Source organism: Thermomonas sp., from assembly GCF_046293095.1.
Classification (GTDB): domain Bacteria; phylum Pseudomonadota; class Gammaproteobacteria; order Xanthomonadales; family Xanthomonadaceae; genus Thermomonas.
Map to the genome: position 1 here is coordinate 54,744 of NZ_JBKBPN010000003.1, position 16,408 is coordinate 71,151.

A 16,408-nucleotide genomic window follows, 5' to 3' on the forward strand; every position below is an offset into this window, starting at 1 on the left:
AGATGGCCAGCGCGATCGCGAACGTACTGAGGGGAGCCCTGCTGACCGCCCTGTACTTCGCGGGCGCGGTCATCGCGGTGCTGTATCTGCGGACGCCCGCCGACGTCACCCTGTTCTGGCCGGCCGCTGGCATCGGCTATGCGCTGGTGCTGCGCTATGGCTTGCGCTATGCCATCGTCCTTCCCATCGCCCAGCTGCTGCTGCACCTGGTCATGGTGCCGGTGCCGATGGCCTTCCTGCCGTTCTCGGCATCCAGCAACTTCATCGGTACGCTGGTGGCATGCGCCTACGTGCGGCGCCGGCGCCCGCACCTGCAGCTGCGCATCGCCGACGGCTTCCTGCTGCTGCGTGGCGCCGTGCTGCTGTGCCTGGTCAGTGCGCTGATCGGCACGCTGGGGATGGCCTACGCAGGCATGGTCCCGTCCGCGGACTTGGGCCGGGTCTACCTGCAATGGGCGCTGGGTGACCTGCTGGGGGTCACCGCGGTGATGCCAACCCTGCTCCTGCTGTTCGCCCGAGGCATGCGCATCGGCCCGCTGTTGCCGGTCGAGCCGCGTCGCCACGAACGGCTGCTGTGGGTCCTTGCCATGCTGGCGGTGCTGGCCGGCGGCATGATGGTGATCCGCGACGGCAGCATGTACCCGCTGGCTATCGCCACCCTGCCACTGGCGCTGCTGCTGTGGTCGGCCGCGCGCTATCCGCCGCTGTTCACGGCGGCGGCCTCGATGGTGGTCACCATCGTGCTGGGCCTTGTCCTGGGGCTTGGGCTGGGCGGCTTCGCCCGCCCGGAGAGCCTGCACGACACCGCCCTGATGATGGGCACGCTGGTGGTGAACTCGGTGGTGCCGATCCTGCTGGTCGCGTCCTACCACGACCGCTTCGAGACAATGACGGCGCTGCAGGTACGGGCGACCTTCGACCCCCTCACCGGCCTGCTCAACCGCGACGCCTTCGAGGAACAGGCGCGTGCCCGGCTGGCCACCTCGGACGGGCCCCTGTCGCTGCTCTACGTCGATCTCGACAATTTCAAGCTGGTCAACGATTCCGCCAGCCACGCCGCCGGCGACGAAATGCTGCGCCATGTCGCCGGACTGGTGCGAAAGCACTTCGGCGGCAACACGCTGGTGGCACACAGCGGTGGCGACGAGTTCACCCTGCTGGTCGAACAGGACGCGGAAACCGCCGCGATCCCGGCACGCCAGCTGCTGGCCGCGATCGAAGCCGAGCGCGTGGCCTGGCAGGGCGGCAACCTGCGCACGACCGCCAGCATCGGCCTGGCGACCAGCGTGCCGCCGCATGCCAGTTTCGACGAGCTGCTCTCGCAGGCGGACACCGCCTGCCACGAGGCGAAGGAACTGGGCGGCAATCGGCTGCTTGTCGCGGGCCAGAACGCCGAGAGCCTGCGCATCCGCAACCGGATGATGCGGCATGCACTGGACGCGCACGAAGCACTGGACCAACGCCGCTTCGAACTCTGGTGCCAGCCGATCGTGGACCTGCGCATACCGGGTGCCCAAGGCGCGCATTTCGAGGTACTGCTGCGCTGGCGCGATGCCGCCGGCCAGCTGCGCCCACCGGCCAACCTGATCGCGGCGGCCGAGCGGTTCCGGATGGGGCCGCGGCTGGACCGCCACATGCTGAACGCCCTGCTGGAATGGATGGAACGCCACCCCGCAACGGCGGAAGCCATCAGCCAGTGCAACCTCAACCTGGGCGGCGCCACCCTGGTGGACGAGGAGTTCGCGGAGTACGCCGCCGAGCGCCTGCGCCGCAGCGTGCTGCGCCCCGGCCAGCTGTGCCTGGAAATCACCGAGACCAACGTGGTGCGCGATCTGGTCCGCGCACGCCGCTTCATCGCGCGCATGCGCGAGCTGGGCTGTCGGTTCGCGCTGGACGACTTCGGCACCGGCTTCTGCTCTTTCAGCTACCTGCGCGACCTGCCGGTGGATTACCTCAAGATCGACGGCAGCTTCGTGCGCGACCTTGCAGGCTCGCCGCTGTCGGAAGCGGTGGTGCGCTCCATCACCGAGATCGCCCACCTGCTGGACATGCGCGCGGTGGGCGAACACGTGGAAACCGAGGAGCAGCTGCGCCGGCTGCAGGCGCTACAGGTCGACTACGCGCAGGGCTACGTGTTCCAGCGGCCGGCACCGATCGCGACGTTCTTCGGCATCGCGCCCTGAGTAGCGCTGGCCTGGATCGCCAGCGCATCGTCCAGCAGTGCCGCCGCGGTGACTTCGGCGCCGGCGCCCGGCCCCTGCAGCACCAGCGGCTGTCGCGGATAGCGGTCGGTCCAGAGTGCGACGCGGTTGTCGGTACCCCCGCCGCCCGCCAGCGGATCCTCCGCGGGCAATGCCTCCAGCCCCACCCGCGCGCTTCCGTCCGCGTGCAGCCGGGCGATGAAGCGCAGCCGCGCGCCCTGCTTCCACGCGGCGGCGTAGCGCGCGCGCAGCGGGGCGTCGAGCTGCGGCAGGGCGTCGAACAGCGCCGCGCGCGGCAGCGCCGCCAGGGCTTCGGGTACCAGCGAGTCCACCGCGACATCAGACGGCGCCAGCGGCACCCCGGCGGCACGAGCAAGGATCAGCAGCTTGCGGCGCACGTCCTCGCCCGACAGGTCCTCGCGCGGGTCCGGCTCGGTGTAACCCGCCGCATGCGCCTCGCGCACGAAACCGGAGAACGGCCGCAGGCCGTCGTACTGGTGGAACAGCCATGCGAGCGAACCGGACAGCACGCCGGCGATCACGTGGATGCGGTCGCCGCCGGCCTGCAGCGCGCGCAGGGAGCGCAGGATGGGCAGGCCCGCACCGACGGTGGCGCTGTCCCCGTAGCAGGTGCCGCCGGCTTCGCGCGCGGCCTGGATGGCCCGCCAGCGCGCCAGCGACGTGCCCTGCCCCAACTTGCAGGCGGTGACCACGTGGACGCCGCGCGCCAGCCAGTGCGGGTGCCGGTCCGCCACCGCCTCGGACGCAGTGGCATCGATGACGATGCGGGTGCCGGTTGCGCCCAGCGCGGCATCCACCGCCTCCAGCGCATGCGCGCGGGTGGCGCGCGCCAGCAACGCACCGACATCGCCGGCCACATGGGCGGGTGCCAGCATCGCCACCCGCGAATTGGCGACATAGTCCAGCGCCAGCCGCGCGCCCAGCGCCGTGCCCTGCCAGCAGGCCAGCCGCGCCCACACGGCCCGCCCCACCGTCCCGGTGCCCAGCAGCGCCACCCGGGCGGGCGCGGCGTCGGGCAACGGCAGCGCGACAAGCCGGGCGTTCATCGCACCGCCTGCCGTTTGCGCGCACACGCGGCCTGCGCGCGCGCCAGGGCATCGGCCAGGTCGGCCACCAGATCGTCGGCATGCTCGATGCCCACCGACAGCCGCAGCAGGCCGTCGGAAATCCCGGCCTGCGCGCGCGCCTCCACGCTCATCGCCGCGTGGGTCATGGTGGCGGGATGCGCGACCAGGCTTTCCACGCCGCCCAGCGACTCGGCGAGGGTGAACCAGCGCAGGCCGTCCAGGAACGCGCGTACCGCCGCTTCCCCTCCGTCCAGCTCCACGCTCAGCATCGCGCCGAAGCCATGCTGCTGGCGCGCCGCTAGCGCGTGGCCCGGATGGGTGGCCAGCCCCGGCCAGTGCAGCGCGCGTACCGCCGGGTGGCCGTCCAGCAGCGCCACCAGCGCCTGCGTGTTCTCCTGGTGCACGCGCAGGCGCGCATCCAGCGTGCGCAGCCCGCGCAGGGTGAGGAAGCTGTCGAACGGCGCACCGGTGAGGCCCAGCGCGTTCGCCCACCAGGTGAGCTGCGCGTAGACCTCGGCATCGCGCGCCACCGCCGCGCCGCCGACCACATCGCTGTGCCCGTTGATGTACTTGGTGGTCGAATGCACCACCACGTCGGCACCAAAGTCGGCGATCGGCCGCTGCAGGACCGGCGAAAGGAACGTGTTGTCGACCACCGCCCGCGCCCCGGCCGCCTGCGCGGCGCCGACCACGAAGCGCAGGTCGGTGATCCGCAGCAGCGGGTTGGACGGGGTTTCGATCCACACCAGCGCCGGCCGGCGCGCCAGCACCGCAGCCACCGCCTGCGGATCGGTGAGATCGCAGGTCAGCAGCTCGAACGCACCCTTCGCCGCCAGCGCGTTGAACAGCCGCCAGCTGCCGCCGTAGCAGTCGTGCGGCACCACCAGCACGTCGCCGGGGCGCAGCAGGGCGTGCAGGACCAGGCTGATCGCCGCCATGCCGGTGGCGGTGATGACGCCACCGGCGCCGCCTTCCAGTTCGGCCAGCGCTTCGCCCAGCAGGTCGCGGGTGGGGTTGCCGCTGCGGGTGTAGTCGTAGGCGCGCTTCTCGTTGAAGCCGGCGAAGCTGAAGTTGGACGACAGCACCAGCGGCGGTGTCACCGCACCGAAGGCGGTGTCGCGGTCGATGCCAGCGCGCACTGCGCGGGTGGCCGGACGGCCGGACGGGACGGGGCTGACGTGGCTCATGCGGATGCTCCGGAAATGGGGGACGGCGACGGGGACGCGGCATCGACCAGGGCCAGCTCGCTGGCCAACAGGGCGTCGATGCGGTCGGTGTCTTTCAGGAAGGCGTCGTGGCCGTAGCGCGAGCGCAGCACGCGCAGGCGAGCGCGATCGCCCAGGGCCTCCAGCAGCGCCACCGCGTCCGCCAGCGGCACCAGCGGATCGCCTTCCACCGCCACCAGCGATACCGGCACGCCGATCGCGGCCGGATCGACGCGGTGCAGGTCGATGGATTCGGACAGACGCAGCCACGCGGTGGCCGACACCCGCGCGACGAATTTCGCGCCGGCGGCATCCAGATAATCCTCCGCGGCCACGCGCACCCGGCCGTTGCTGAGGACGGGCGGCGCGTCGAAGCGCTCGGCGAACTCCTCGGGCGTGCGGTAGCTCAGCATGGCCAGCTGGCGCGCCAGCGACAGCCCCGGCTCGTCGGCGCACTGCAGCCGGCCCAGCGCCACCGCCTTGCGCTGCAGGGCCCGCCACGCCGAGGCATACGGGTGCGGGCGATGCGCGCCGCTGACGGCGACCAGCCGGCGCAGGCGACGCGGATGGCGCGCCGCCAGCTGCAGCCCGACCAGCGCACCGTAGGAGTAGCCGACGAAGGCGTGCAGCGCGTTGATGCCCAGCGCGTCCAGCAGCAGCGCCACGGCGTCCGCCTGGTCGGCGGTGTCGATGGGCGCGTCCAGGCTGCCGTCGGCGCCCACGTAATCGAATGCGAGGAGGCGCAGTCGCGCCGGATCCAGCGCACGGCCGGCGCCCGGCAGGCCTGGCGCCCAGCCGGGTGTCGCGTCCAGGGCATTCGCGGCGACGTGGCGGTGCGCGGAGATGCCGCCGGCGACGAACACCACCGGCGCGTCGACGGGGCCAACCAGCTCGTAGTCCAGGCGCAGCGCACGCGGGCCGGCGTAGCGGGTGGCCAGCACCGCATCCACGCTGCCGCGGCAGGCGCCATCCGCGTGGGAGGATGCCGGACGCATCGCCCCCGGCGCCCGGGGAGGGGGACGGCGGTCGGGGGCGATGCGTTCGGCAAGGTTCATGGCGGACTCCGGGGATTTGGACGGCCCATCGGAGTCGCACGGGGAGCAGAAGGCCGACCACGTCGGCGTCGCGGACCGCACGCGGCGGCCTCGCAACCATCTTCCGGCAGACGCACAGGTCCCCGCAGGATTTGGCACCTCGACGACCGCGTGCGCGATCGTCCGGTTGCCCCGGCATCAAAGGGCCTGTCCCTCCGCCGGTCTCGATGGATGGACGCATTCTGCCGGTCGGGGCAGCTCACGTCAATCGCTTTATCCGCATGAAGCGATTAAATAACCAAACATCATGACGATGCCCGTGGAAAAGCGGCCGCGGCATACTTGGGCGATGCGCATGCGCACGCCCCTGTTGCTGGCCAGCCTGATACTCGCCTTGCCCACGGCGGCGCGGGACGATACCGCCAACCCGGTGGCGCGGCTGCGGATCGAACCCGGCGCAGCGGGCTATGAAGCATGGGCGGACAACCTGCTGGCCGGCCCGATCGAGGTGCGGCTGGACGTCGCGAGCGGCCCCGTGCCCGCCAGCCAACCCGCCCTGCCCGCGCGCGCCAGCGTGCCCGCCGGCGGCAGCACGCTGGTGGCACTGCTGCAGGCGCCGGAAGGACGCGAAGGCTGGCTGCGGCTGCGGTTGCGGGGCATCCCCGGCAGCGCCAACGCCCGCCCGCAGGACGTCGCCTACCGGCGGCCGGTCGCAGCCGCGGAGGCGTGCATCGAGCAGGGGTTCGAGGGCAGCTTCAGCCACCGCGATCCGGCCAACCGTTATGCGCTCGATTTCGCAGTGCCAGAAGGCACGCCGGTGCTGGCGGCGCGCGCGGGCGTGGTAATGCAGGTGCGGGACGGGTTCGACCGCGGCGGGCTGGATCGGGCGCGCGACATCGACCGCGCCAATCTCGTCCGCATCCTGCACGACGACGGCAGCATGGCGCTCTATGCGCACCTGGCGAAGGGCGGCGCGCGGGTGCGCCCCGGCCAGCGCGTGGCGGCCGGGCAGGTCATCGGAATGTCAGGCAACACCGGCTACAGCAGCGGCCCCCACCTGCACTTCGCCGTGCAGGTGAACCGCGACCAGCAGCTGGAGGCGATCCCGTTCCGGATGCCCGGCGTGGTGCCGGCGCCGGGTCAGGCGGCCTGGTCGTCCAGCAGCGATGGCTCCACCAGTTCGCGCCACTGCGGCAGCTTGTCGAGCATGCCGACCGCGCGCAGGTAGGCCTCGTCCGGCTCCTGCCCGGCCACCAGCGCGGTGGCCACGTGCACGGCGCCGGTCACCCAGAAGCCGCCCGAGCGCATCTGGCCGGGCCGCTGCTGATAGGCCACCGCCTCCACGATCGGCATGGGCAGGCCCCACAGGCCCAGCAGGTACGCCCCGGCCTCGGCGAAATCGGGTGCCTCCTCGCCCTCCGCCGCGGCCGTATCGCCGGCCTCGGCCGTCGCCACGCCAGGCAACAAGCGGCCGACCTCGGCCAGCAGGCTGGCGGTCGCTGCCAGCTCGGCGCTGGGCCCCGGCAACAGCCTGCGCGCCAGGTTGCTGGCGCGCAGGGCGCGGTCCTGCACCTGCTCGCGCAACTTGCCGGTGCCGAAGCCCGACCCGCCGAACGCCTCCACGGTCAGGACCAGCCGCAGCAGGGCCTGGTGCCCCAAGCGGATCACGGCCGAGCGCATGTCGCTGATCTCGCGCCCGCCCGAGAAATAAGCGGAATTGCACAGGCGCAGCACCTTGGCGGCAATCGCCGGGTCCTGCGACAGCGCCTGCGCGATGGCGGCATTGCTGGCCTCGGGATCGCGCAGCAGGCGGGTCAGCTGCAGGTACAGCCGCGGCGGCGGCGGCAGCGAGCTGATCCGGCCCAGCGTGCGTTTCAGCACCTCGTTGTCCAGCAGTTCGCGCAGGTCCACCACGCTCTCGACTGCGGTCACCAGCTCCACCGGATCCAGCGGGCGGCCCAGCACGCGGTGTGCGGACTCCAGGCCCTGGGCGATATCGACGCTGGCCTCGTCCGGGTTCTGGTCCAGCAGCAGGATGCGCACCGCCTGCGGATACAGCGCCGCCACCCGCGCCAGCAGCTCCGGGCCGCCGATGGGGCCGGGCGTCAGCCCGCACACGAACACGTCAAACGCGGGCATGTCCCCGTCCACGGCCGTGACCTCCGGCAACCACTCGATCACCCAGTCCAGGCCAAAGTCGCCCAGCACCTGATCGAACTCCGCGGCCCGCGCCGCATCCTCACCCACAATGACTATGCGCACTAGGTCACCCTTGATCTGGTCTTGCACTGGCAGGCGATCGACACCCGGCCCTGCCCACGCCATTGGTGAACGTGGGGAACGATAGCGACCGGCCCCGCTGCGGCCATGCTGCCCCCGCCGGTATAATTTCGCAATGTCAGAAGTCGCCACTGAAGCTGCGCGTCGTCGCACTTTCGCCATCATCTCCCACCCCGACGCCGGCAAGACCACGCTCACCGAAAAGCTGCTGCTGTTCGGAGGCGCAATCCAGATGGCCGGATCGGTCAAGGGCCGCAAGGCCGCGCGCCACGCCACGTCCGACTGGATGGCGCTGGAGAAGGAGCGCGGCATCTCCGTGACCAGCTCGGTGATGCAGTTCCCGTACGAAGGCCGCATCGTCAACCTGCTGGACACGCCCGGCCACGCCGACTTCGGCGAAGACACCTACCGCGTGCTCACCGCGGTGGACTCGGCGCTGATGGTGATCGACGTGGCCAAGGGCGTGGAGGAGCGCACCATCAAGCTGATGGAGGTGTGCCGGCTGCGCGACACGCCGATCATGACCTTCGTCAACAAGCTCGACCGCGAGGGCAAGGATCCCATCGAGCTGCTGGACGAGATCGAATCGGTGCTGGGCATCCAGTGCGCGCCGGTGACCTGGCCCATCGGCATGGGCCAGCGCCTGAAGGGCGTGGTGCACTTGATCAGCGGCGAAGTCCATCTGTACGAGCCGGGCCGCAATTTCACCCGCCAGGATTCCACCATCTTCCCGTCGCTGGACGACCCGGGCGTGGCCGCGGCCATCGGCCCGCAGCTGCTGGCTGAAGTGCGCGACCAGCTGGAACTGGTGCAAGGCGCGTCGGCCCCGTTCGACCAGACCGCCTACCTGGCAGGCAAGCAGTCGCCGGTGTTCTTCGGCTCGGGCGTCAACAACTTCGGCGTGCAGCCGCTGCTGGATTTCTTCGTCCAGCACGCGCCTGCGCCGCGCGCGCGCGCGACCACCACGCGCGAGGTGTCGGCAGGCGAACCCAAGCTGACCGGCTTCGTCTTCAAGATCCAGGCCAACATGGACCCGATGCACCGCGACCGCGTGGCGTTCATGCGCGTGTGCTCCGGCAAGTTCAGCGCCGGCATGAAGGCCTTCCACGTGCGCAGCGGCAAGGAGGTCAAGCTGGCCAATGCGCTCACCTTCATGGCCTCCGACCGCGAGATTGCGGAAAGCGCCTTCCCCGGCGACGTGATCGGCATCCACAACCACGGCACCATCTCGATCGGCGACACCTTCACCGAGGGCGAGGCGCTGGGCTTCACCGGCATCCCCAGCTTCGCGCCGGAGCTGTTCCGCCGCGCGCGCCTGCGCGACCCGCTCAAGCTCAAGCAGTTGCAGAAGGGCCTGGCCCAGCTGAGCGAAGAGGGCGCCACGCAATTCTTCAAGCCGCTGATGTCGAACGACCTGATCCTGGGCGCGGTGGGCATGCTGCAGTTCGACGTGGCCGCCTACCGGCTGAAGGACGAGTATGGCGTGGAGGCGACGTTCGAGCCGGTACAGGTGGCGACTGCGCGCTGGATCCGCTGTGACGATGCGAAAAAGCTCGAGGAGTTCCGCGAGAAGAACGCCCTGCACCTGGCCATCGACGCGGCCGGCGAGCTGGTCTACCTCGCGCCCAGCCGGGTCAACCTGCAGCTGGCGCAGGAGCGCGCACCGGCGATAACGTTCCTGGCCACCCGCGAGCACGCGCAGTCGATGGAAGTGCGCTGACGCAGGCCCATCACCACAGTTCCGGCATCGACAGCAGCCCGACCACCTGCTCCCCATCGACCACGGGCAGATGGCGGAACCCGTTTTTGGCGAGCAGCTGCCGGCATTCGTCCAGCGTCGTCGACGGCGACACCGTGACCACGTCGCGGGTCATGATGTCCACGATGCGGACGGCGTAGGGCGACAGGCCCTTCAAGGTGACCTTGCGCGCGTGATCGCGTTCCGTGACCAGCCCGACCAGCCGCCCGCCCTCCATCACCAGCACTGCATCCACGTCGTGTTCACCCATCACCCGGATGGCATCGCTGGCGGTACCGTCCGGCGCGACCATGGGCAACACGGCATCGGGCCTGGCCTGCAGCACGTCCTGGACGACCCTGCGCATGTGGCGTCTCCCTGCCCTGGCCGGGCTACGACACGATATAGCGCTGCAGCTGGTCGATGTCCTGCCGCTGCAGTTCGATCACTGTTTTCACCAGGTCGCCGATCGACAGCACACCCACCACGGTACCGCCGTCCAGCACCGGCAGGTGGCGGATGCGGCGGTCGGTCACCAGCTGCATGCAGTGGTCGATGCTGTCACCTGGCGCCACCGTCACTACCTGGGTGGTCATGATGTCGCGCACGGGGGTGTCCCTGGAGGAACGCCCCTGCAGAACGACTTTGCGCGCGTAGTCGCGTTCGGAGAGGATGCCGACCAGGCGCGGTCCCTCCATCACCAGCAGGGCACCGATCTGGCGCTCGGCCATCAGGCGGATGGCATCAAGCACCGGGGCGTCCGGGCCGATCGCGATGACCTCAGGCGACTTCGCCTCCAGCAGTTGCCTTACCGTGCGCATAGCGGGCTCCTCTCGTGTCGGGAACAAGATCGGAATGCTGGGCCGAGGATACTCCCTCCGCCGGCCGCCAGGTATCCACCAGGTACAACGGCCGCTGCTTGGACTCCTCGTACAGCCGGCCCAGGTATTCGCCGATCATTCCCAGCGCCATCAGCTGCACACCGCCAAGGCACAGCACCACAGCCATCAGCGACGGCCAGCCCGCTACCCGATCTCCCCACAACAGGGCGCGCACCACCACCCAGGCACCAAACCCGAAGGCCAGCAGCGCGGTGGCCAGGCCGGCGTAGGTGGCCAGGCGCAGCGGTGCGGTGGAAAAACTGGTGATGCCCTCCAGCGCGAAGTTCCAGAGCCTCCAGGCGTTGAACTTGCTGCGCCCGGCGATGCGCGCATCGCGCTGGTAGGGGATCGACACGGCATTGAAGCCGATCCAGCCGAACAGCCCCTTCATGAACCTGTGACGCTCGCGCAGCTGGCGCAAGGCCGCCAGCGCGCGCGGCGAAAGCAGGCGGAAATCCCCGGTATCGCGCGGCACCGGCGTGCGCGAGAGCGCGCCGATCACGCGATAGAACCCGTGCGCACTCGCGCGCTTGAATACGCCCTCGCCCTGGCGGGCGATGCGGGTGCCATGCACGTCGTCATAGCCTTCACGCCATTTCGCCAAAAACTGCGGCAACAGCTCCGGCGGGTCCTGGCCATCCGCATCCAGGATCAGCGCCGCGCCGCGCTCCACGCGGTCCAGACCGGCAGTCAGCGCCGCCTCCTTGCCGAAGTTGCGCGACAGCCGCAGCAGCGCCACCCGGCGATCCTCGGCGGCGAAGCGCCGCAGCAGGTCCCAGGTCCCGTCGCGACTGCCGTCGTCGACATAGAGAACCCGCGCCTCCAGCCCCTCGGCCTCGGCCATGTCCAACGCGGCGCGGATGCGCGGCTGCAGGCGCGGCAGGGCTTCCGCCTCGTTATAGGCAGCCACCACCAGGGTCAGGCAGCGGTGTTCCGGTGCGATCCCATCCATCCACGCAGTATGCCAGCCATGTCCTCCGGCGCCCTGGCCGGGGATGCGCCGGGCACCACTCACTCCAGCGCGCGCAGATAAGCGCTACCACCAAGTGCGCCCATCTGGCGCTGGATGGCCGCCGCCCGCCGCTGCACATACGGCCCTGGCCGCGCGGCGTTGTAGCGCTTCGGGCTGGGCAGCACCGCGGCCAGGCGCGCGGCCTCGGCAGCGGTCAAGCGCGCGGCGTCCTTGCCGAAGTAACGGCGCGAGGCCGCCTGGGCGCCGTACACGCCATCACCGAACTCGGCGACGTTGGCGTACATCTCCAGGATGCGCCACTTGGGCCACAGCGTCTCGATCAGTGCCGTGTACCAGACCTCCAGGCCCTTGCGCAGCCAGCGGGTGGGCCCACGGCCCTGCCAGAGGAACAGGTTCTTTGCGGTCTGCTGGCTGATCGTGCTGGCGCCACGGATGCGCTTGACCGGCGTGCCGCGCTTCTCTGCACGTTTCCGCATCTTCTCGTTGTGCGCCTGCGCCTTTTCGATGGCATCGAAATCAAAGCCGTGGTGGCGGGCAAAGTTCTGGTCTTCCGCGGCAATCAACGCCAGCGGCAGGTTCGGCGACATCGCCCGCAAGTCGCGCCAGTCATGCGCGAGGCGGAACCCCGGGTTGCCGGCCAGCGCCGCGTCCACCCAGCGCGCGGCCATGAAAGCGGAAAACGGCGGATCGATGAACCGCAGCACCAGCACCTGCACGATGCTGAACAGCGCGAACGCCAGCGGCAGCTTCCACCACCAGCCGCGCAGGCGGCGCTTGCGCCCGGTCGCGCTCATGCCCGCCCACCTTGCGATCCGCGCCCATGCGCCCCATTTCGATCCATGATTCCCTCCCCACCTGCCAGTCCGCGCATTATCCGCGGGCGGCCTCCCTCCCGGTATCCATCATGTCCCGAATCCCCGACGCGCAGCTGCGCTTCCTGCTTCCGGCCGCCGGCGTGCGCGGCGTGGCCGTCCATCTGGACGAGACCTGGCGCAGCATTGCCGAACGTGCCCAGTACCCGGCCGCCGCGGCGGAGTTGCTGGGTGAAGCTGCGGCTGCCGCCGCGCTGCTCACCGGCCACGCCAAGGTGGACGGCCGGCTGTCCATCCAACTGCGCAGCCGCGGCGCCATCGGCACCCTGTTCGCCGAATGCACGGCCGCCGGCACCTTGCGTGGCATCGTCCGCCTGAACGACGGTGCCCAGCCCCTCTCCCGCGACCTGCGCGCGCTGGGCGCCGACGCCCTGCTCGCCCTGACCATCGAGAACCCCGGCCTCGGCGGCGGCGAGCCGTTGCGCTACCAGGGGCTGGTGGCGCTGCACTCGGAACGGCTAGACGGTGCACTGGAGGATTATTTCCGCCAGTCCGAGCAGCTGCCCACGCGCCTGCTGCTGGCCTGCGACGGCCAGCGCGCCGCCGGTTTGCTGCTGCAGAAGCTTCCGGGCGAAGAAGGCGACGAGGACGGCTTCCGCCGCGCCAGCGCCCTGTTCGACACGCTCGGCGCCGAGGAACTGCTGGCGCTGCCGCCAGCCGAGGTGGTGCACCGGCTGTTCCACGAGGAGGCGCCGCAGCTGGTGGGCGAGAAGCCGCTGCGCTTTGCCTGCTCCTGCTCGCGCGAGCGCGTGGAAGGCATGCTGGTCTCGCTGGGGCGCGAAGAGGCCGACGCCGCGGTGGAAGCGGGCGGCGGTACCGCTTCGGTACTGTGCGAGTTCTGCGGCCAGGACTACGGGTTCGACGCCCCCCAGATCGCGGCCCTGTTCGCCCGGGAAGCCGGGGCACAACCGGCCGCGCCACGCCTGCAATGAGGCGGCCGTCACAGTTCGGCGCAGCGGCGGGATATTGTTAAAGAAACATAAACCGGCTAGGCTGTTCTGCGTATCAACACCGCGTTTACCGGGGAACTTGGCCCATCCGGGCCGGTCACAGCCAACGATGTCCTTCCGCGTCCTGCCCCTTGCCGCTGCCGCGCTTGCCCTGGCCTTCGCCAGCGGCAACGTGCACGCGCAAACCGGGAAGGCCCGCCGCGGTGATTCGAAGGTGGTCCCCGTCCTGAATCGCGACAGCGGCAAGCTCGAGGCCGTGCTGTTGCTGGAGCCCGCCACCGGTGGCACCGGCGCCGGCACGCGCTGGCGGTTCGGCAGCACCACGCTGGAAGCCACGTTCGGCCTGCAGTCGGGCGACTCGCTGGCGCTGCTGTGCGACCGCCGCGGCGGCATGGCGCCGGCCATCGGCCAGCTGGCCAGCAACTGCGTCCTGGCCTCGCTGGAAGGTGACAAGCCGGGGACGGCAAGCCGCCACGGCAACGCCGGCGTCAGCCTGTCGCGCAATGGCAGCAAGCTGGGCCTGAGCTTCGGCAACGGCCGCGATACGCTGCCGGCCTGGCTCTCGCCCGGCCAGTTGGGCGGCGCGCGCTACAGCCAGAACGATTTCTCGCTGTTCGCGGAAAAGTCGATCAGCCGCGAGGGCTTCGTCAGCGTGGGCGGCACCGTTGCCCGTGCCCGCCTGGTGCCGGCCGCGGACGTGCCGCAGCTGGCGGATGAATGGAACACCCGCAGCCTCAGCATTGGCGGCGGCTACGGGGCCTTTGGCGCCAACATCGTCGGCCGGGTGGTCAACGTGCCGGGCGAGAGCGCGGTCTGGAAGGGCTTGGGCCTGGGCCTGACCTGGCGCACGCCGTGGAACGGCCAGCTCAGCGTGGGCGCCGACAACGTGGTGACCCGCGGCAAGAATCCGTTCTCTATCAAAGGCGAGCAAGCCGATGAGGGTACGGTGCCCTACGTGCGCTACCAGCAGGATCTCTGACCGCAAGTCCCGCCCGACCGCATTGCACTTGCCGACGCCGCAAACAGCAAAGGCCGCATCCAAAGATGCGGCCTTCGTGCGTTTGGATCTGGCCTATCGAAGCCCTGGCGAAGATCAGGGCAGCACCAGGCGCGCATCACCCGAGAACGTCTGCAGCCGGATATCGCCCTTCCCGGCGCCGTAACGGACGCGGAAACTGGACCCCGGGCCGAACGCCTCCTTCTTGATCTTCGCGCCCGGCGCGGCAAGGTCACCACTGAAGCTCTCGCCCTGCACCTGCGCAGACAGGTTCGCCGGAAGCCGCAGCAGCAGGTCGCCACTGACGCTCTCCAGCCGGATCTCACCATCCTCCGCAAGCCCGGTGGAGAGGTCCATGTCGCCGCTCACCGAGCTGGCCTTGAGCTTGCGTACGCGCTCGCCCAGCGTGGTCAGGCGCACGTCGCCGGACACGGTTTCCAGCGCGATTTCGCCGTCCAGGCGCCCCTGCACGGCCAGCTGCCCGCTGACCGTCTCAACCCGCAGGCTGGGGCTGTTCATCGCCAGCCGGATATCGCCGCTCACCGAGCTGATGCTGCCGCGGCGCGGGGCACCGTTGGCGACGATGTCGCCGCTGACGGACTCCAGCGCGAGCTCGCGTGAGGCCAGGCCCTGCACGTTGATATCGGCGGACACGGTCTCGACGTCCAGATCCGCCAGCAGCGGTACTTGTACGACCAGATGGCTGGCTTCGGCGCTGCGGTTGCGCGCGGGGTACTGCACCTTGATCCGCAGCACGCGGCCATCGCCCTCGACCGACAGCTTCTCCACGTCATCGCCCAGGGTGCCGCCCAGCTTCACTTCCGGGCGATCCCAGGCGATGACTTCCACGCGCCCCTTCTGGTTCTCGATCTCGACGCGGCCGCGCGCGTCCAGCGGATGCACCTGGCTGATGGGCGTGCCCGCGGCCGCAGGCAGCGCGACGGCGATCGCCAGCGTGGTCAACAGCAACTTGGCATGGATGCGCATTTCGTAATCCTCAAGTGAACAGCGCGCGCCGCGACAGGGCGATACGGCGCGCATAAAGCCGGCGCAGCTGCTCCAGCAGCTGCGGCGAGTCGGGGTGCTGGCGCAACGCGGCTTGGACCAGCGCGGCGCTGTGGTCCAGTGCTTCCAGCCCGGCCTGCCAGCTGGCCGGCACGCTGCCGATGTCGAGCTCACGCATTGCCGCTTCGTAGTGCAGGGTCAGCGCGTCCGCCTCGTTCGTGATCGGCGCGGCCGCCACCCGCGGCGTTGCCACCGGCACGGGTCGCGGCGCGACCGGAGCGCTGCCCTGCCAGGCCAGGCCCAGCGCAAGCGTCATCGAGGCGGCCAGCGCCCACGGCCAGACCCGTGGTGGACGCGCAACTGCACGCTGCGGGGGCAGGCGCGCCTGGATCCCGGGCCAGAGGTCGCGGGACGGTTCGATGTCGCGGCGCAGGCCGCGCAGGGCAAGCCGCAATTCGGCCTCGCCGATATCCTGGATGTCGTTCATAGGGCGTCTCCGATGCGCATACGCAGCAAGCCGCGCGCGCGATGCAGCTGGGCCTTGGAACTGCCCACCGCCATGCCGAGCTCCTCGGCGATCTCTTCGTGTTTCCAGCCTTCCACGTCGTGCAGCACCAGCACGGCGCGGGCGCGCGGCGGCAGGGTGGCCACGGCCCGTTCCAGGTCGCGGCCCAGCAGGGCCTGGCCCGCGGTGTCGGGCGTGGCCGCAGCGGCCAGCGCCTCTTCGTCACCATCCAGGCCGGGCCGGCTGCGCTGGGCGCGCAGCTCCATCAGGGCGGTGTTCACCGCCAGCCGATGCAGCCAGGTGGACACCGCGCTCTCGAAGCGGAAGCCGGGCAGGGCCTGCCAGGCGCGCACGAACGCCTCCTGGGTCAGATCCTCCGCCCGCGCGCCGGCCTGGCCCACCAGCCGCACGATGACCCCATGCACACGCCGGTGGTGGCGGCGGTACAGCTGCTCGAACGCCTGCACGTCCGCCCTCGCGGCGCGGCGCGCGAGGGCGACGTCTTCGCCGGCGTCGAACGCGGCGGCGTCGGGTTCCACGGCGGGCGTCAGGGTCTGCATCAGCATGGTGATTGTGATGCAGCGGGGGCGCCGGGGGTTTAAGTCAGGCGCGGGGGTTCACGCCGGCCGGACTGAAGCCGTGTTACCGGGCCAGCTCCAACACCGCCACGCCGACCTAG

At 70.5% G+C, this 16,408-nt stretch carries 16 protein-coding genes and 1 riboswitch; of the genes, 5 read left to right on the forward strand and 11 right to left on the reverse strand.

Features of this window, described 5'->3' with window-relative positions; genetic code table 11:
- Positions 1 to 2: 2 nt before the first annotated feature.
- Positions 3 to 2,183, forward strand: coding sequence for a putative bifunctional diguanylate cyclase/phosphodiesterase (locus tag ACK4SG_RS06360; RefSeq protein WP_409600873.1), 2,181 nt, complete (start codon positions 3 to 5; stop codon positions 2,181 to 2,183).
- Here the strand turns inward: ACK4SG_RS06360 and ACK4SG_RS06365 are convergent.
- From ACK4SG_RS06365 to ACK4SG_RS06375, 3 genes are read right to left on the reverse strand one after another with little or no spacing between them, the layout of a single operon-like run.
- The gene (locus ACK4SG_RS06365) at positions 2,129 to 3,268 is read right to left on the reverse strand and encodes a homoserine dehydrogenase (RefSeq protein ID WP_409600875.1); all 1,140 of its coding nucleotides are present in this window, start codon (positions 3,266 to 3,268) and stop codon (positions 2,129 to 2,131) included. The two genes, ACK4SG_RS06360 and ACK4SG_RS06365, sit on opposite strands and share 55 nt — an antisense overlap.
- Positions 3,265 to 4,476: a cystathionine gamma-synthase gene (gene metB / locus ACK4SG_RS06370; protein WP_409600877.1), complete on the reverse strand. Its 1,212-nt coding sequence runs from the start codon at positions 4,474 to 4,476 to the stop codon at positions 3,265 to 3,267. The genes ACK4SG_RS06365 and metB overlap by 4 nt, the downstream gene beginning before the upstream one ends.
- Positions 4,473 to 5,549 carry a homoserine O-succinyltransferase gene (locus ACK4SG_RS06375; RefSeq protein ID WP_409600879.1) on the reverse strand — a complete coding sequence of 359 codons (1,077 nt, stop codon included), beginning with the start codon at positions 5,547 to 5,549 and terminating at the stop codon, positions 4,473 to 4,475. The genes metB and ACK4SG_RS06375 overlap by 4 nt, the downstream gene beginning before the upstream one ends.
- A 93-nt stretch (positions 5,550 to 5,642) precedes the next feature.
- Positions 5,643 to 5,762, reverse strand: a riboswitch (SAM riboswitch).
- A gap of 121 nt (positions 5,763 to 5,883) precedes the next feature.
- On the opposite strand from ACK4SG_RS06375, the gene ACK4SG_RS06380 reads away from it, so the two are divergent.
- Positions 5,884 to 6,756 carry a M23 family metallopeptidase gene (locus tag ACK4SG_RS06380; RefSeq protein ID WP_409600881.1) on the forward strand — a complete coding sequence of 291 codons (873 nt, stop codon included), beginning with the start codon at positions 5,884 to 5,886 and terminating at the stop codon, positions 6,754 to 6,756.
- Here the strand turns inward: ACK4SG_RS06380 and ACK4SG_RS06385 are convergent.
- Entirely contained in the window at positions 6,669 to 7,790 is a 1,122-nt protein-coding gene (locus tag ACK4SG_RS06385) for an HDOD domain-containing protein (protein ID WP_409600883.1), read from the reverse strand. The two genes, ACK4SG_RS06380 and ACK4SG_RS06385, sit on opposite strands and share 88 nt — an antisense overlap.
- A gap of 133 nt (positions 7,791 to 7,923) precedes the next feature.
- Here ACK4SG_RS06385 and ACK4SG_RS06390 point away from each other — a divergent pair, with 133 nt between their 5' ends.
- The gene (locus tag ACK4SG_RS06390) at positions 7,924 to 9,528 is read left to right on the forward strand and encodes a peptide chain release factor 3 (RefSeq protein ID WP_409600885.1); all 1,605 of its coding nucleotides are present in this window, start codon (positions 7,924 to 7,926) and stop codon (positions 9,526 to 9,528) included.
- 10 nt (positions 9,529 to 9,538) lie between these two features.
- On the opposite strand, the gene ACK4SG_RS06395 is transcribed toward ACK4SG_RS06390, so the two are convergent.
- The 4 genes from ACK4SG_RS06395 to mtgA are packed head-to-tail and all read right to left on the reverse strand — an operon-like array spanning position 9,539 to position 12,194.
- Positions 9,539 to 9,913, reverse strand: a complete 375-nt coding sequence (locus ACK4SG_RS06395) for a CBS domain-containing protein (protein WP_409600887.1) — start codon at positions 9,911 to 9,913, stop codon at positions 9,539 to 9,541.
- Positions 9,914 to 9,938: 25 nt separating this feature from the next.
- Entirely contained in the window at positions 9,939 to 10,367 is a 429-nt protein-coding gene (locus ACK4SG_RS06400) for a CBS domain-containing protein (protein ID WP_409600889.1), read from the reverse strand.
- Complete coding sequence (locus tag ACK4SG_RS06405) at positions 10,327 to 11,379, reverse strand: glycosyltransferase family 2 protein (protein WP_409600891.1); 1,053 nt, start codon at positions 11,377 to 11,379, stop codon at positions 10,327 to 10,329. The genes ACK4SG_RS06400 and ACK4SG_RS06405 overlap by 41 nt, the downstream gene beginning before the upstream one ends.
- 59 nt (positions 11,380 to 11,438) lie before the next feature.
- On the reverse strand, positions 11,439 to 12,194 hold the full coding sequence (gene mtgA / locus ACK4SG_RS06410) for a monofunctional biosynthetic peptidoglycan transglycosylase (protein ID WP_409600893.1): 756 nt from the start codon (positions 12,192 to 12,194) through the stop codon (positions 11,439 to 11,441).
- A 110-nt stretch (positions 12,195 to 12,304) separates the two neighbouring features.
- Between mtgA and ACK4SG_RS06415 the strand changes: the two genes are divergently transcribed.
- Both ACK4SG_RS06415 and ACK4SG_RS06420 read left to right on the forward strand, forming a co-directional pair.
- Positions 12,305 to 13,204 (forward strand): Hsp33 family molecular chaperone HslO, encoded by a 900-nt coding sequence (locus ACK4SG_RS06415; protein WP_409600895.1) that lies wholly within the window; start codon positions 12,305 to 12,307, stop codon positions 13,202 to 13,204.
- 127 nt (positions 13,205 to 13,331) lie between these two features.
- Complete coding sequence (locus ACK4SG_RS06420; protein WP_409600897.1) at positions 13,332 to 14,201, forward strand: hypothetical protein; 870 nt, start codon at positions 13,332 to 13,334, stop codon at positions 14,199 to 14,201.
- A 114-nt stretch (positions 14,202 to 14,315) separates the two neighbouring features.
- On the opposite strand, the gene ACK4SG_RS06425 is transcribed toward ACK4SG_RS06420, so the two are convergent.
- Genes ACK4SG_RS06425 through ACK4SG_RS06435 form a run of 3 tightly spaced genes read right to left on the reverse strand, consistent with a single transcriptional unit; the run spans position 14,316 to position 16,292 of the window.
- A complete protein-coding gene (locus ACK4SG_RS06425) occupies positions 14,316 to 15,206 on the reverse strand; it encodes a DUF4097 family beta strand repeat-containing protein (protein WP_409600899.1) in 891 nt (296 codons plus the stop codon).
- 10 nt (positions 15,207 to 15,216) lie between these two features.
- A complete protein-coding gene (locus ACK4SG_RS06430; protein WP_409600901.1) occupies positions 15,217 to 15,711 on the reverse strand; it encodes a hypothetical protein in 495 nt (164 codons plus the stop codon).
- Positions 15,708 to 16,292: an RNA polymerase sigma factor gene (locus ACK4SG_RS06435; RefSeq protein ID WP_409601339.1), complete on the reverse strand. Its 585-nt coding sequence runs from the start codon at positions 16,290 to 16,292 to the stop codon at positions 15,708 to 15,710. The genes ACK4SG_RS06430 and ACK4SG_RS06435 overlap by 4 nt, the downstream gene beginning before the upstream one ends.
- Between the last annotated feature and the right edge of the window lie 116 nt (positions 16,293 to 16,408).